This is a genomic window from Chengkuizengella axinellae (assembly GCF_030730905.1).
In the GTDB taxonomy this organism is placed as follows: domain Bacteria; phylum Bacillota; class Bacilli; order Paenibacillales; family KCTC-33759; genus Chengkuizengella; species Chengkuizengella axinellae.
The window spans coordinates 499515-515255 of sequence record NZ_JAVAMP010000002.1; the positions used below are offsets into that span (position 1 = coordinate 499515).

16 protein-coding genes are annotated in these 15741 nt (G+C 34.3%); 15 read left to right on the forward strand and 1 reads right to left on the reverse strand.

Annotated features, from left to right (window positions below):
• The first annotated feature begins 51 nt into the window (after positions 1 to 51).
• Positions 52 to 789, forward strand: a complete 738-nt coding sequence (locus tag Q5Y73_RS08030) for a hypothetical protein (protein WP_305991341.1) — start codon at positions 52 to 54, stop codon at positions 787 to 789.
• A gap of 107 nt (positions 790 to 896) precedes the next feature.
• Here the strand turns inward: Q5Y73_RS08030 and Q5Y73_RS08035 are convergent, their stop codons facing one another.
• Positions 897 to 1091, reverse strand: coding sequence for a hypothetical protein (locus tag Q5Y73_RS08035; RefSeq protein ID WP_305991342.1), 195 nt, complete (start codon positions 1089 to 1091; stop codon positions 897 to 899).
• A gap of 175 nt (positions 1092 to 1266) precedes the next feature.
• Here Q5Y73_RS08035 and Q5Y73_RS08040 point away from each other — a divergent pair, with 175 nt between their 5' ends.
• The 14 genes from Q5Y73_RS08040 to iolG all read left to right on the forward strand — a co-directional run bounded on the left by Q5Y73_RS08040 (position 1267) and on the right by iolG (position 15721).
• Complete coding sequence (locus Q5Y73_RS08040; protein ID WP_305991343.1) at positions 1267 to 1977, forward strand: alpha/beta fold hydrolase; 711 nt, start codon at positions 1267 to 1269, stop codon at positions 1975 to 1977.
• Positions 1978 to 2112: 135 nt separating this feature from the next.
• The gene (locus Q5Y73_RS08045) at positions 2113 to 2271 is read left to right on the forward strand and encodes a hypothetical protein (protein ID WP_305991344.1); all 159 of its coding nucleotides are present in this window, start codon (positions 2113 to 2115) and stop codon (positions 2269 to 2271) included.
• A 414-nt stretch (positions 2272 to 2685) separates the two neighbouring features.
• A complete protein-coding gene (locus tag Q5Y73_RS08050) occupies positions 2686 to 3090 on the forward strand; it encodes a hypothetical protein (protein ID WP_305991345.1) in 405 nt (134 codons plus the stop codon).
• Between the two features lie 351 nt (positions 3091 to 3441).
• Positions 3442 to 4122, forward strand: coding sequence for a GntR family transcriptional regulator (locus tag Q5Y73_RS08055; protein ID WP_305991346.1), 681 nt, complete (start codon positions 3442 to 3444; stop codon positions 4120 to 4122).
• Positions 4123 to 4191: 69 nt separating this feature from the next.
• The gene (locus Q5Y73_RS08060) at positions 4192 to 4956 is read left to right on the forward strand and encodes an SDR family NAD(P)-dependent oxidoreductase (RefSeq protein ID WP_305991347.1); all 765 of its coding nucleotides are present in this window, start codon (positions 4192 to 4194) and stop codon (positions 4954 to 4956) included.
• Between the two features lie 118 nt (positions 4957 to 5074).
• Complete coding sequence (locus Q5Y73_RS08065; protein ID WP_305991348.1) at positions 5075 to 6292, forward strand: enolase C-terminal domain-like protein; 1218 nt, start codon at positions 5075 to 5077, stop codon at positions 6290 to 6292.
• Positions 6293 to 6313: 21 nt separating this feature from the next.
• Complete coding sequence (locus Q5Y73_RS08070) at positions 6314 to 7477, forward strand: Gfo/Idh/MocA family protein (RefSeq protein ID WP_305991349.1); 1164 nt, start codon at positions 6314 to 6316, stop codon at positions 7475 to 7477.
• A 20-nt stretch (positions 7478 to 7497) separates the two neighbouring features.
• Positions 7498 to 8571 carry a Gfo/Idh/MocA family protein gene (locus Q5Y73_RS08075; protein ID WP_305991350.1) on the forward strand — a complete coding sequence of 358 codons (1074 nt, stop codon included), beginning with the start codon at positions 7498 to 7500 and terminating at the stop codon, positions 8569 to 8571.
• 23 nt (positions 8572 to 8594) lie between these two features.
• Positions 8595 to 10004 (forward strand): glucuronate isomerase, encoded by a 1410-nt coding sequence (gene uxaC, locus Q5Y73_RS08080; protein WP_305991351.1) that lies wholly within the window; start codon positions 8595 to 8597, stop codon positions 10002 to 10004.
• Positions 10005 to 10030: 26 nt separating this feature from the next.
• A complete protein-coding gene (uxuA, locus tag Q5Y73_RS08085) occupies positions 10031 to 11071 on the forward strand; it encodes a mannonate dehydratase (RefSeq protein WP_305991352.1) in 1041 nt (346 codons plus the stop codon).
• A 70-nt stretch (positions 11072 to 11141) separates the two neighbouring features.
• Entirely contained in the window at positions 11142 to 11912 is a 771-nt protein-coding gene (locus tag Q5Y73_RS08090; RefSeq protein WP_305991353.1) for an SDR family oxidoreductase, read from the forward strand.
• A gap of 585 nt (positions 11913 to 12497) precedes the next feature.
• Complete coding sequence (locus Q5Y73_RS08095) at positions 12498 to 13709, forward strand: carbohydrate-binding protein (RefSeq protein WP_305991354.1); 1212 nt, start codon at positions 12498 to 12500, stop codon at positions 13707 to 13709.
• A 251-nt stretch (positions 13710 to 13960) separates the two neighbouring features.
• Positions 13961 to 14476 (forward strand): hypothetical protein, encoded by a 516-nt coding sequence (locus Q5Y73_RS08100; RefSeq protein WP_305991355.1) that lies wholly within the window; start codon positions 13961 to 13963, stop codon positions 14474 to 14476.
• Between the two features lie 204 nt (positions 14477 to 14680).
• Complete coding sequence (gene iolG / locus Q5Y73_RS08105; protein ID WP_305991356.1) at positions 14681 to 15721, forward strand: inositol 2-dehydrogenase; 1041 nt, start codon at positions 14681 to 14683, stop codon at positions 15719 to 15721.
• Positions 15722 to 15741: the final 20 nt, after the last annotated feature.

The following is a 15741-nucleotide window of genomic DNA, read 5'->3' on the forward strand; positions in this document are numbered from 1 at the left end:
TATAAATTAAGCTGTTTAATAAAAACTGTATTCTAAGTCGGAGGTGGTTCTATGGCGAAACTTAAAAGATGTCACTATTATTTTATATTTATTCTTTTTATTTTCATGAGTGTTTTTTTAGCACCCAACACCTTATTTAATGAGGAACCAAACATCTCAAAAACACCTCTATCAGAAAATGATGAAATGGAATTCAATCCTCCTTTTAATGCCAATGATATCAAGCAAGCAGTAGAGCTGAAAAATGATATTTTGGAACAATTTAAGGATGAGAAGTATGCTGTGACTTTTGCTAATAATGAGTATGAAGTTATTATATCTGAGGAATATATCAATAAGTGGATTGAAAGGTTAGTAATAAATAGGGTAATGTCAGACAATACAGATTATATAAACCCGATAGAAATCCTCCAAAGCGCCACTACTAATGCACTTAGATATGAATCAATTTTAATCATTGCTGAACTCAACAATGTGGATATGGAAAAAGGCTTATTTAACTATCTTGAAAGTTACAAAGAAGAGATGTTAAGTATTGAAGATACTAGGAAGATAACGGGTATCCTTATAGAAGGATTAGGTTTAGAAGATAAAAATGAATTGTTTTTTGAATATGACGTGGATCACTATACAAAAAATTATATATGGCTGCAATTAAGACCAAAATATGAAAAAGAGAATCCTAAAAAAAATGATGAAACGGTTGTTGATTATAATGATCATATATTAAATCTATACAATGAGGATATCAATAAAATGTTGGAATCACTAAAACTAGTAGAAGAATAATGTGATTCTATTACAAAATTGGCTGCAATTTATGATGAAACTCTCGTATATAATCATACACATTTCTCGAAACTGTTTTTGTAGGACAGACTCCAATAGGGACGGTGTTATTTTTTTTTGACATAACTGTCTTCCAATGAGGTTAACCAATGGATAACTTTCATTGAAATACCTTTGATATCTCTCCATAAATAAACTACCCCAATACAGACAGCCAGTATGACTAGATAAATATTATTTTGAAAACAGTATAACAATGTAGCTATTAACAGGAAAATCACACCTGCTCCTCTATGATTCATTTTAAACCATCCTTTTTCAATTCATTTATTACTTCTAATTCAATTGTAACAAACATAGGAAAAGTATAACATTTTTTCTCTATTATACTTTAGTGATTAAAATGGAATATTATACAAAATAAAGTTAAATAATATGTTAAAATTACAATAAACACTGAAACATTGGGGGTATTAAATGTTGGATCGTATTTATATGTTGCATGGGTTTATGGGAACTGGTGATTTGCACTTTAAAAAACAAGTAGAATTTTTCAAAGATCATATGGAAATTGTAAATCTTGACTTGCCTGGCCATGGTCTATCAGAAATAGAAGCTAGCAGTCATTATTTTGAGAATACACTTGAATGGTTAATAGAGCAATTGAAATTAACAGGTGCAGGTTATATTATCGGATTGTCCTTAGGTGCTTCTCTAGCAATTCATGCAGCTTTAAAAGAACCGAACTTGGTAAAAGGGATTATTTTAACTGGCTATACGCCATTTATACCTGAAGATTTGAAAGATATCATGGAGTATCAGTACAAATACTTTATGAATATTGAAGAAAATGATAGGAAGACTGCAATTTACTTAGAAGGTGTCCACGGTGAAAAGTATAAAGATACTTTAAAAAAGGTGCTTTATGTCATGACGTATGAATATCCCACAGTTGCCGAAGAGAGTATATCTTCATTTAAATTGCCTACTCTAGTTTTAAATGGTAGCAATGATCTACATGAAATAAATGCAGCACTTTTCATGAAGAGTAAGAATCCAGAAATTAAGATAGGTTTAATACCTGGTGCAGGACACACTGCAAATATTGAAAAACCCCATATTTTTAACCATATTGTAAAAGATTTTATAAATGATTTAAAAGAAAACAAATCTAACGAAGACTCATAAGCATAAAACAATGGTATCACTTGAATATTTCTCTCAATCTGCTATTACTTATTTGTTTCGGTAAATAACCCATATGGGAGAGTAGATACGATTTTTCTTACTGATGGGAGTCCTGAAGAAGTTTTAACTTTAGAAGTGTTTGTCAAAGAACCAGAGAAAACACAGGTATTGCTTGACTCAATGGTGCAAATTGCTGTTACAAATAACGATGAGAGTGGTGTTTCATTTACTGCTTTTGAAGTGATATATAGGATATTGCGTAATGGCGGTGAACTTTCGAGGATAACGGCGTGATAAACAAGATAGCTACTCATTATTGATATATACTCTGTTCCTGCTAAAAAAGGGTTCTCCTCTCCTCTATGTCGTGATCCAAACGATTAAAGTACAGATCGGAGCACAGTGATAGGAGAATCAGACAAATAGCCAATGAAGGAATCCTTATTAGGGTTTCAGTAAATATGATCAATCCTATATTTCTTATATCAGGGAACAAGAAATGGAACAAGCTGAATTGGACAAAGACGAGAAGGGAAATAACAGTTTGTGTGAGGTTTTCATTGGTTCAAGAAGTTAAAACTTATGATCGTTTATAAAAAAAATTCTATCAAAAATTTGTGTGCTGTTTTCCTTGGATGGATAGTATGTTCATATTTTCATAATATAAGAAAATTGATATGATAGAAAAAAAGAGTGTGAGGTGCTAATTTGGTTAATTTTATTTTAGTCTTGATCATATTTTTACCTGGCTTAGCAGGTAGTCTCTGGTTGGAATTGTTACGTTCTGAACCTAATCAAAAACAAACTATATTTAATAAGTTAAGTATCAGCTCGTTCATATGTATAGTTGTAGTTCTGATTTTTGTTATAATTTTCGATATTATGGTATTTCTAATCGAAGTATTGTTTAGAGTGCATTATATTAAATATATTACTAGTCTCATTGATTTAATATATTATATGAACAATTTTTTATTTGTTGTAAACTATATTATTTTAGGTACCATCATTAGTTTCTTGGTTGCTTTATTATGGCAGCTATTACATAAATATAAGATGAAAGTCATCAATAAAATTAGAAAAAACTGGTTAAGTTTAGATGAATTGAAATAAAATCTTAACTATACATAGATAAACAGTGGGGCTGTGAAGGCCCTTTTTCTATTTTGGCAATACGAGTCACCTCACGTCCATGTGGTTGATTATAATCAGTTACGTCCTGTGCCGAAATAGAGGAAAATGAGGGTCTTATTTTATGAATTTTGTGAGTTTCTAAGCTTTTCTTTCATGATTAGTTCTAACTTTTGCTGTTGGTAAAGCTTTTTCAAGTTGATTTAAAATATATATTTTTCGGTATAATTATCAAAAATAATTGAAAATTCAAAACAAATTCGATATACTAACTACAATACTACCATGGTAGTTATACTAGTGTGTTAATGTCAAACTGGAGGTGAATCATGATTGAATCAGAAAACACAAAATCGGCAAAGTGGATCAACTAGGGAATACATATATCAAACGTTAAAAAATCAAATTATGAATCTAGAGTTAAAACCAGGAACAAAAATCTCAGAAAAAGAGATATCCGAAACTTTAAAAGTCAGTCGTACTCCAGTAAGAGAATCCTTTCTAAGATTAGCTCAAGAAGAATTGTTAGAGATTTATCCTCAAAGCGGTACAGTTGTTTCGTACATTCATCTTGATTTTGTAGAGGAAGGGAGATTTGTTCGAGAGAAACTGGAAAGAGCGATTGTGAAACTAGCATGTGAGCAATTCCCTGAGGATTTGCTGTTTCAATTAGAAACCAACGTATCAACACAACATCTATGCTCCGAAAAGGGCAATTATAAGAACCTATTTGAATTAGATGAAGAATTCCACAATATCCTATTTATTGGCTGCAATAAAGTAAGGACTTGGAAAATTATTGAACAATTAAAGTCACATTTTAATCGAATTCGTATGTTAAGGCTAGTATCCAATGATAATTGGGATATTATGATCTCTCAGCATAAACAAATTTTAGAATTTATTAAACAAAAGGATGGAGATCGAGCTGAAAAGTTGATGAAAGAACACTTGAATCTAGTGAATTTTGATTTACATACATTAAAACAACAATACCCAGAGTATTTTAAGTGACGACAGATGAAATTCCAATGATGAGTTGAAGGCTATATTTTAAATGATTGATGAAGGAGGTTAACTTCATTGAGATTAAAAGATAAAGTTGCTGTAGTTACTGGAAGCGGCAGGGGAATTGGAGCAGCGATTGCAAGAGGATTTGCACAAGAAGGAGCACATATTGTTTTAATCAGTAGGACAGCTTCACAACTTGAAAAACAAGCGGAGTTTATTAAACAATACGGTGTGCAGCATCTCTCTATAGAAGCAGACATATCTAAAGAGAAAGATGTAATCTCGATTAGGAAAAAAGTAATGGAACAATTAGGACGTATAGATATATTAGTGAATGCGGCAGGGATTACTATGGTGTCAAAGTCAGAAGAATTATCTTTAGAAAATTGGACGAAGTGTTTAGATATCAATCTAACAGGAACCTTTTTAATGTGTAAAGAACTTGGTGGACAAATGATTGAAGCGGCTAATGGTGGAAAAATCATTAATATTACATCAATTGTATCTCATGCTGGGATTCCAGAACGTGCGGCATATTCCTCTAGCAAAGGTGGAGTAAAACAATTATCCCAAACCTTAGCAGTAGAGTGGGCTAAACATAACATCCAAGTGAATACCATTAGCCCAGGTTTTATCGTTACAGAAATCGTAAGAGATTTGATTAGCAAAGGAATTCACAAGCCAGAAAAAATGGTGGCAAGAATCCCAGCGGGTCGAATGGGTGAAGTAGAAGATTTAGCAGGACCTGCAATCTTTTTAGCTTCCAGTGAATCTAATTATGTAAGCGGAACCACTTTGATAGTAGATGGTGGATGGATGGCTAACGGTTATGTATGAATGTAATGAAAACTGAACTTATTCACGTATTGTGGTTTTACCTCATCACACGTATTAAAGAGACTGCGGTAGAAGATTTGTTTAATTTTAATATTTATTTAAGTTTAGGAGAGTGAAAATGAAAATAGTAGATATACGTCCTACAACAGTGACAGTTCCATTGGAAGCTCCTTTGAGACACAGTAATGGAGTGCATTGGGGAAGATTTGTCCGTACCATTATTGAGGTCGAAACAGATGAAGGGATTGTTGGACTGGGTGAAATGGGAGGTGGAGGAGAAAGCGCTGAGCTTGCATTTCTCGGTCTTAAAGAATATCTCATTGGTCATAATCCATTTGAATTGGAAGCGCTTCGATTCAAGATTTGTAACCCAACTGCAAGTCTTTATAACAATCGGACACAAATGTTGGCAGCGATTGAATTTGCTTGTTTGGATATTATAGGTAAGAAGCTTAGTATTCCCGTTTATGACTTGTTAGGTGGGAAACTAAGAGACTCAGTTTCTTTTGCAAGTTATTTATTTTTCAGATATCCAAACGAGAAGTCTGGATTAGGTAAAGTTGAAACTAATGAAGAACTGATTCAACATGCACTAGATTTAAAGGAGAAATATGGTTTCACAAGTCATAAGCTAAAGGGTGGTGTTTTTGATCCACTTTATGAACTTGAATGTTACAAAGAACTAGCGAAAGCCTTACCTGACGATTCCTATCGATTTGACCCAAATGCGGCATTAAGTGTAGAACAAAGCATCAAATTTGCAAAAGAAATTGAGTTATTAAACAACGATTATTTTGAAGATCCAACCTGGGGATTAAATGGATTAAGAAGAGTAAGAGAAAATACAAACCTATCGATTGCAACGAATACTGTGGTAGTAAATTTTGAACAGCTGTCTCAAAATATATTAAACCAAGCTGTTGATGTTATCTTATTAGATACTACGTTCTGGGGGGGCATTAGACAATGCATTAAAGCAGCGGCTGTTTGTGAAACCTTCCAGTTAGGTGTAGCAGTACATTCATCTGGTGAGTTAGGAATTCAGTTAGCAACGATGCTGCACTTGGGGGCAGTGCTTCCAAACATATCCTTTTCTATTGATGCACATTATCATCATTTAACTGACGATATTATCAAGGGTGGAAAAATGGAATATAAGGATGGGAAGATGAAGATACCCAATAAACCTGGTTTAGGAATCGAAATAGATCAAGATAAACTGGGAGAGTATTCAGAATTGTATCAAACTTTAGGCGGGTATCCTTATGACCGAGATTATAAACGTCCTGATTGGTTTCCATTACTTCCAAATGATAGATGGGCAGCATTAACATAAATAATTGAAAGGAAGATCAAAATGATTAATGTAGCTGTAATAGGTACAGGATCTATTTCTACAAAACATATTGCAGGATTTAAACAGTTTGCAGATCGGTGTAAAGTAGTCGCACTTATGGATATTTATCCTGAAAAATCAAAAAAATTGAATGAGCAATACAATTTAAACGCAGACATATATAGTGATCATCAAGAACTGTTGAAAAGAGAAGATATTGATGTTGTATCCATTTGTACACCACCATACACACATGCAAGCCTAACAGTAGATTCTCTTAACGCAGGGAAACATGTATTAGTGGAAAAACCAATGGCTTCTTCTTTAAAAGAATGTGATGAGATGAATGCTGCAGCAAAAACAAACCATAAAATCCTTTCTGTCATAGCTCAAAATCGTTTTTTAAGCCCGATGTTTAAACTGAAAAACGTACTGGACTCTGGAGAGTTAGGAAAAATCGCACATGCTCAAATTGATTCCTTCTGGTGGAGAGGACATAGTTATTATGATCTATGGTGGCGTGGTACTTGGGAAAAAGAGGGTGGTGGTTGTACTTTAAATCATGCAGTTCATCATATTGATTTGCTTCAATGGATGATGGGGGCACCTACAGATGTTACAGCTATCACAACAAATGTTATGCACGATAATGCAGAAGTAGAGGACTTATCCGTTGCTATTTTTAGATTTAGTAAAGGTAGATTAGGTCAAGTGACTAGCTCAGTAGTTCATCATGGTGAAGAGCAGCAGCTAGTTTTTCAGGGAGAAAAAGCTAGAGTTTCAGTGCCTTGGAAAGTTAAAGCTTCTATAGCAAAGGAAAACGGTTTCCCTCATGATGAATCAGATATAAGTTTAGAAAAGAAAATTGAAGATATTTACGATCGTTATCCTAAATTGCAACATGAGGAACATACTGGACAAATCGATAATTTCCTAACTGCCGTTGAAAAAGGTGAGCCTGTATTAATAGACGGAGAGCAGGGGAGAAGAACTTTAGAGCTTATTATGGCGATCTATAAATCTGCAAACACAGGTCAAACTGTAAAGCTTCCTCTAGCGAAAGATGACCCTTTTTATACTAGTGAGGGAGTTAAAGCAAATGTTAGGCATTTTTTTGAAAAGAAAAACAACATTGAAAACTTTAGTGACAATACAATTACTACAGGAACTTTGAACAGACACTAGATGAAAAAGGAGTGTAAAAGATGAATAAATCTGACGGTATGAACTATGCCCCAGAAGGGAAGTTTGATCCAGTTGTAAAAGAAGGAGAGTTTCCATTTGCAGCCATAGGTTTGGATCACGGACATATCAACGGAATGTGTAATGGTTTGATAGAAGCAGGAGCAAGTTTGGTAAAGGTTTATGATCCTGACCCACAAAAAGTGGCAAGATTTTGTGAGAAATTTCAAGGTGTCAAAGCTGCCTCATCAGAAGAAGAAATCTTAAAAGATGTTTCAATAAAACTAGTTGCTGGTGCAAAAATCACTTCAGAACGTTGTGATTTAGGATTAAAAGTAATGGATCATGGCAAGCATTATTTTACGGATAAAGCACCGTTTACAACTTTTGAGCAACTGGAAACTGCTAGAAAAAAAGTAGAGGAAACGGGACTAATATGGGCTGTTTATTATAGTGAACGCCTTCATGTAGAAAGTGCTGTATTTGCTGGACAATTAGTGAAAGAAGGAGCTATTGGCGAAGTAGTGCAGGTAATGGGAACAGGACCTCATAGAAGTGATGTTGAAAGTAGACCTGATTGGTTTTTTAATAAAGAGCAGTATGGTGGAATTTTATGTGATATAGGCAGCCATCAGATTGAGCAGTTTTTATATTATGCAGGAGCTAAAGATGCAAAGGTTATGAACAGTAAGGTCGGGAACTATAAACATAGTGACTATCCTGAATTAGAGGATTTTGGAGATGCTACTTTAGTCGGAGACAATGGTACTACTTTTTATTTTAGAGTGGATTGGTTAACTCCTGATGGATTAGGAACTTGGGGGGATGGTAGAACTGTCATCTTAGGTACAGAAGGGTACATTGAAATTCGTAAGTACATTGATATTGCTAGAGAGGCTTCAGGAGATCATTTGTATCTTGTAAATCATGAGGGTGAGCAGCACCTTTCTTTAAAAGGAAAAGTAGGGTATCCATATTTTGGAGAGTTTATTTTAGACTGTTTGAATGGTACAGAAAATGCAATGACTCAAGAGCATACTTTTAAGGCAGCTGAGCTTTGCCTAATTGCTCAAAGAGATGCTGTTCGTGTGAGATAAGTTTAAATTATGAGGTGGTTGATATGTCTACTTTTTTAAGTGAAGACATGATGTTGAATAATAAAAGTGCGCAAATTCTTTTTCATGAATATGCTGATAAGATGCCGATTTTTGATTTTCATACACATTTAGAGGCTAAGGAAATTGCAGAGAACAAAAAGTTTCAAAACATTACGGATTTATGGCTGGCAGGAGACCACTATAAATGGAGAGCGATGCGTTGGTTAGGTTTAGATGAACAATTGATTACAGGGAATGCTTCTGACAAAGAAAAATTTATGGCTTGGGCACAAACGGTTCCATATACAATGGGGAATCCTCTTTATCACTGGACTCATTTAGAATTAAGTCGGTATTTTGGCATACAAGAAACACTTTCATCAGAAAATGCGAATGAGGTGTGGGAGCATTGCAACAAGCAGCTCGAGGATGATTCTTTTTCGGTGAATGGTATTTTAAGAAGATTTCAAGTGAAAGCCGTTTGTACTACAGATGATCCAATTGATTCATTGGCGTATCATCATAAAATACATGAAGATTCGAGCATAATGACAAAAGTGTTACCAACCTTTAGACCTGATTTAGCTTTAAATATTCATTTTCCAGGTTTTAAGGAGTATGTTCGTCAGTTAGAGAGTACTACTGGGAAAAAGATAGTGAACTATGAATCCTTCATAACAGCTTTAGAGGAACGAGTGAACTATTTTCATAGATTTGGATGTCGTATCTCGGATCATGGTTTTGGAGAGTTCCCATACACTGAAGCAACGGATAAAGATGTGGGGGATTTATTCAAAAAAGGACTAGAAGGGTTGTTTTTGTCTAATGAGGAGCTTAATAAATTTCAAACCAAAACCATGATTCATTTAGCGAAAATATATAACGATTTAGGTTGGTCTATGCAGCTGCATATTGGAGCCATTCGAAATAATAATACGAAAATGTATGGTTTCATTGGAGCAAATACAGGATATGATTCGATCTTAGATTTTGATTTGGCTCGTAACTTGAATGCGTTTTTAAATGATTTGGATAAAGATAACGATCTACCAAAAACGATTGTTTATAACTTGAACCCGATTCACAACGATGTGGTTGCATCTACCATTGGAAATTTCCAGTCTAAAGGAACTAGAGGCAAAATTCAATTTGGTTCTGGTTGGTGGTTTAATGATCAAAAAGAAGGCATGTTGAATCAAATGAAATCATTGGCAAACATTGGATTAATCAGTACTTTCATAGGTATGTTAACGGACTCAAGAAGTTTTCTATCTTTCCCTAGACATGAATATTTTCGTAGAATTTTATGTGATTTATTTGGGACTTGGATTGAGAATGGGGAGCTGCCAAGAGACTATACATTTATTGGTAGCGTAATTGAAGATATTTGTTATCGCAATGCTGTAAGTTATTTTAATATCCAAATGGATTAAATGATTAGATAGTATGGGGTGAAACTATGAATTTATCTTTTAGATGGTACGATAAAAAGGATCCCATTCCTCTTAAGTATATCCGTCAAATTCCAGGTATGAAAGGTATTGTATCTGCAATTTACGATGTGCCGGTTGGGGAAGTGTGGCCTTACCATAAAATTGTTGAATTAAAGAAAAAAATTGAAGAAGAAAAATTAGAGTTATCTGTCATTGAAAGTTTACCTGTTCATGAAGATATTAAGCTAGGATTACCAACGAGAGACAAGTATATTGAAAACTACAAACAATCCTTGCAAAATCTAGGGAAAGCAGGAGTCACTGTTGTTTGTTATAATTTCATGCCTGTTTTTGATTGGACTAGATCAGAGCTAAAACACGAATTAGAAGATGGTTCAACTACACTTATTTTTGAAAATGAAAAAGTGCAGAAGATGGATCCGGTAAAAGGAGAACTGTCACTTCCTGGTTGGGATTCTAGCTATGAAAAAGAAGAATTACATGACTTAATGAGACAGTACCAAAATATCAACGAAGAGAAATTATGGGATAATCTAAATTATTTTATTCAAGAAGTTATACCAGTAGCTGAAAAAAATAATATAAAAATGGCGATCCATCCAGATGATCCGCCATGGGGGATTTTTGGATTGCCTAGAATTATTGTAGATCAGTCAAGTCTAGAGAGATTCACTAACTTATATGACAGTGTATCTAACGGGATTTGTTTCTGTACAGGTTCATTTGGTGCAAGAACGGCCAATAATTTAGTTGAAATGATCAGATCCTTTGGTTCAAAAAATAGAATTCACTTCGTACATACGAGAAATGTAAAAATAACAGGTGAAGATTCTTTTGAAGAAACTGCACATTTGTCTTCATCAGGTGATGTGAACATGTTGGAAATCATGAAAGCATTAAAAGAAGTGAATTTTAATGGACCATTGCGTCCTGATCATGGTCGGATGATATGGGGAGAAGAAGGGAAAGCTGGATATGGCTTATTTGATCGAGCCTTGGGGGCAACCTATTTGAATGGTTTATGGGAAGCGGTAAGCAATACTTAGACGAATATTTTATCTACCAGCTCTATCTAGGCTCATAAGATGATTTGTTCATTAAAAGGAGGGGATTTAAATGAGTAAGTTATTTGATTTGACAGGAAAAACGGCTGTCATTGTTGGTGGCTCAAGTACACTTGGACTTGAAATGGCTGTTGGTTTAGCTGAACATGGTGCTAGAATTGCACTGCTAGGGAGAAGTAAAGATAAGTTGGATAAAGCTGTGACAAAAATGAATGATGTCACAGATGAAGTAAAGGCATTCATAGCAGATGTGATTGATGAGAGTTCATTAAAGAAGGTATGTGATGAAATTGTTGCTTGGGCGGATGGTTTTGATATCATTGTGAATACAGCAGGTAAAAACAGTGCAACTCCATTTTTTGATCTTGAAACAGCAGAATGGGATGATATCATGGATGTGAATTTAAAGGGTGTGTTTCTTTCAAGCAAAGTTTTTGCGAAACGTATGGTAGAGATGAAACGCCCCGGCAGTATCATCAATATATCATCTGTTTCATCAACTACTCCATTATCTAAAGTAGTTACATATTCTGCTTCAAAAGCAGGAGTGAACAACTTAACTCAGTTTCTAGCTCGTGAATTTGCACCATACCAAATTAGGGTAAATGCGATCATACCAGGATTCTTCCCTGCGGTGCAAAATAGAAAAATATTAAGTGAAGAACGAATCAACTCTATTATGGAGCATACACCGATGAATAGATTCGGTGATCCTAAAGAATTGAAGGGAGCAGTTGTTTACTTAGCATCAGATAAGGCTTCAAGTTATGTAACGGGTTCATTGCTCCGGGTTGACGGTGGTTTTGGAGCCATGACGATTTAGATGAATAAAACAAATAAAAGGAATATTTTCTATTTTAGAAAATATTCTTTTTATATGAAGAGAGAAAGGTTTCAAAAAGATAGTTGAATAGCTGTCCATTGACTTGAAATGTTTCTTGTTTTCTAATAGTAGATTAAGTATACTTAAATGGATAGTGATTGCAAGCCATCTGATCCTCTTAAAGTAACTTGTGATAAAGGATTGGTTTGTAAAATAATAGGAGGTGTTATATGACAACTCAGTGTTAGTTAAGAAGTTTGTTGCTTTTTCACGATATTTTGCAATCGATTTCATTGCTACCATAACATCGTTAGAGTTTATGTATTGTCGAAAATCCAACAAAAATGTAAACGTATTTAAAACAAGGTATTCTGGGAACTTTAAAATCTATGATTATTCAGTAGTACTAGCAAAAAATGTAATCGAATTCATAATTTAAAATATAGGAGTTCTAAATGTTCGAGGTTAATCAGTTTGTGAACATTTAATAGGGTTAGCAAATAATGTAAGCGTATTCAATATAATGATTGCTGGGAAATTTGAATTTTCTAGGTGAAAGCCAATCCATTTAAAGGGAGATATAATATGACAAAAAAGAAGAAAGTTTTAAGTATTTTATGTACATCCGCCCTCATTCTTTCGACATTAATTAGCAGTAATACAAATGATAAATCACTAGGTCAAGTCAATGCTGAGCCAACATTAGTATTTCAAGACGAATTTAATTATAATGGATTGCCTGATTCCAGCAAATGGGGATACGATGTTGGAGGTCATGGATGGGGCAATAATGAACTTCAATATTATACGAATGCTGACTTAGACAATGCATTTGTTGGAGATGGCACGTTAAAGATAAAAGCAATCAAAGAACCTTATGAAGGAAAAGATTTTACATCTTCAAGACTTGTAACAAAAGCTGATTTTCAATATGGAAGATTTGAAATACGAGCAAAGCTGCCTGGTGGATTAGGCGTATGGCCTGCAATTTGGATGCTGCCTACTGATTGGAATAATCAAAGCTGGCCAGAAGTAGGAGAGATCGACATTATGGAGCATGTAGGTTATGAACCTAACATCATTTATGGTACGATTCATACAAAAGCATATAACCATTTGATTGGCACTCAAAACGGAGGTAGTATTGAAGGAAATGATTGGGAATCCGCGTTTCATGTTTACGAATTTGAATGGACACCAAGTGAAATGCGCTGGTACGTAGATGGAACCCTTTATCACACATATGAAAAACATGGAGGAAATGATGAATGGCCTTTTGACAAGCCTTTTTACCTCATATTAAATCTTGCGGTTGGTGGAGATTGGGGTGCCGCTGGTGGATTTGATTGGAATATTTGGCCAAGGCAAATGGAAGTAGATTATGTAAGAATATATGATACAGCTGGGGGAGGTACTGATCCATCTATTAAAATAGAAGCGGAAGATTATACTTACATGAGTGGTGTTCAGTTAGAAGATGCTTCAGAAGGTGGGCAAAATGTAGGTTATCTTGATCCTGGTGATTGGTTAAGTTATTCAATTAATATACCATCAGCAGGCAATTATAGAGTTGAATATCGAGTAGCTTCTCTGAATGGTGGTGGTGTAATTAATTTAGAACAAAATGCAGGTCAAACCTTATTAGGTACATTAAATGTTCCTAGCACAGGTGGATGGCAGAACTGGCAAACGATTTCGCATACCGTTTATTTAGAAGCAGGTGTACAAGACATAGGGATTGGAATTCCAAGTGGAGGCTATAATATAAACTGGATTAACTTTGAAAAAGTAGACTGATAAAAAAAAGACTTTCAAATTTGATGTTAGAAAAACCTCAGCAATGTTTATTGTTGAGGTATTTTTTTATAATTTCTGTCCAAAAAAACAAAGAAATTACCTATGGATAGGAGTCCAAGCAAATTTCTTAGATGGTTCATATGATATGGAGAGCAATAATTAATACTAGATAACGAAGCCTCAGAACTACTGCATTGTCATTATTGAATTAAGTTTGAAATTTTTACAAAACATTAAAAGGAAGTGATCATATGGTTTTTTTTGATAAAACAAAATGCGATTGTTGTGTATGTCCAATGCAGTTTGTATTAGAACAATTAGTAAGTCAAGAAGTTGGTATTGAAACTCAAACGAGTTCAGCCGCATTTCAATTAAATGAGGTGAAAAACTTTATTGCTTTCACTAATCAAGGTACATTATCAATTTGTAATATATCTGCTGTTATACTACCTGTAAATTTTCCTCTAAACATAAAACCTATTAAAAAAAGTAAAGGAGAATGTGTTTGTTGTGAGGACCCTATCACAAACTTAGCAAAATCATTGATTGGAAAAAGAGTTCTTATTAATTATTTACAACCAATTGGGCCTCTTCAGGGCCTGATCATTGACGTTGGCGAAGGCATTGTATTGATTGAATTTGAGGGGATATCTGGATTGGAAATTGCAGCGATATCAGCTTGTATTATAACTGAAATGAATCCAGTAGATGCTTCATCTAACATCTTACAACATGCTAATCGGCTAAGACATGTATCAAGAGACTAAGTAAAATAAAAAAGAACTCTTGAAATACGATTGAAAACAATATAAAATAGGATTGAGAAAGCGCTTAACCCTAAACTGATTTTAAAACTCTTCCTGAGTTTTTACTATACAGCCCTGGTATAATCTTTGCAGCTTGTGAGTTAAGCGCTTAATTTAAATTTAAATTGATTTATACATATGTGTGATAACAAGATAGGATGGTGAATGGAAACAGTGAAACAAACTTTAAAGATAGGTATGATTGGTGCTGGAAGAATAGGAAAATTGCATGCAGAGAATTTAGTTTCATTAGATCAGGTTGAATTGAAAGCGATCTCAGATATTTATGTAGATAAAGTCATAGATTGGGCTAAGAAAATTGGGATTAAAATTACGACAAAGGATTATATGGACATTTTAAATGACCCTGAAATTGACGCAGTATACATTTGCTCACCAACAAATACACATGCACAAATGATTAAAGAAGCGGCTGAAGCTGGGAAACATATTTTTTGTGAGAAGCCGATCAGTTTTTCTGCTGAGGAAACATTCGAAGCATTAAAAATAGTTGAACAATACGGAGTGAAATTACAAGTAGGATTTAATCGTCGTTTTGATCATAATTTTAAAAAGGTACATGATACAGTGAAAAATGATGTTATCGGTGATCCGCATATTGTAAAAATAACTTCACGTGATCCGGAACCGCCTCCTGCTGAATACATTAAAGCCTCAGGTGGGTTATTTATGGATATGGCCATTCACGATTTTGACATTGCACGTTATGTAACAGGTAGTGAAGTAGAAGAAGTTTATGTACAAGGTGCTAGTTTAGTAGACCCGGTCTTTAAACATTATGGAGATGTGGATACGGCGATAATTACATTAAAGTTTGAAAACGGTGCCATTGGAGTAATCGACAACAGTAGGAAGGCTGTGTACGGATATGATCAAAGAGTGGAGGTTTTTGGTTCAAAAGGTTCGGTTTCGATTCAAAACGATCATCCAAACACAGCTGAAATCAGTACTATCCAAGGGGTTTATAGGGATAAACCTCAATATTTCTTTTTAGAAAGATATAAAGATGCATATGTTGTAGAAACGAAAGAATTTATATATTCATTACTTCAAGATTCGCCTCTTGTATGTACTGGAAATGATGGTTATCAAGCGGAATTAATTGCGAAAGCAGCTAAGGAATCTCTGGAACTAGGTAAACCCATTAAAATTGAACAATTAAAAAGTGAAATCATGAATTCATAGAAATGTTCACTTTTATTCAA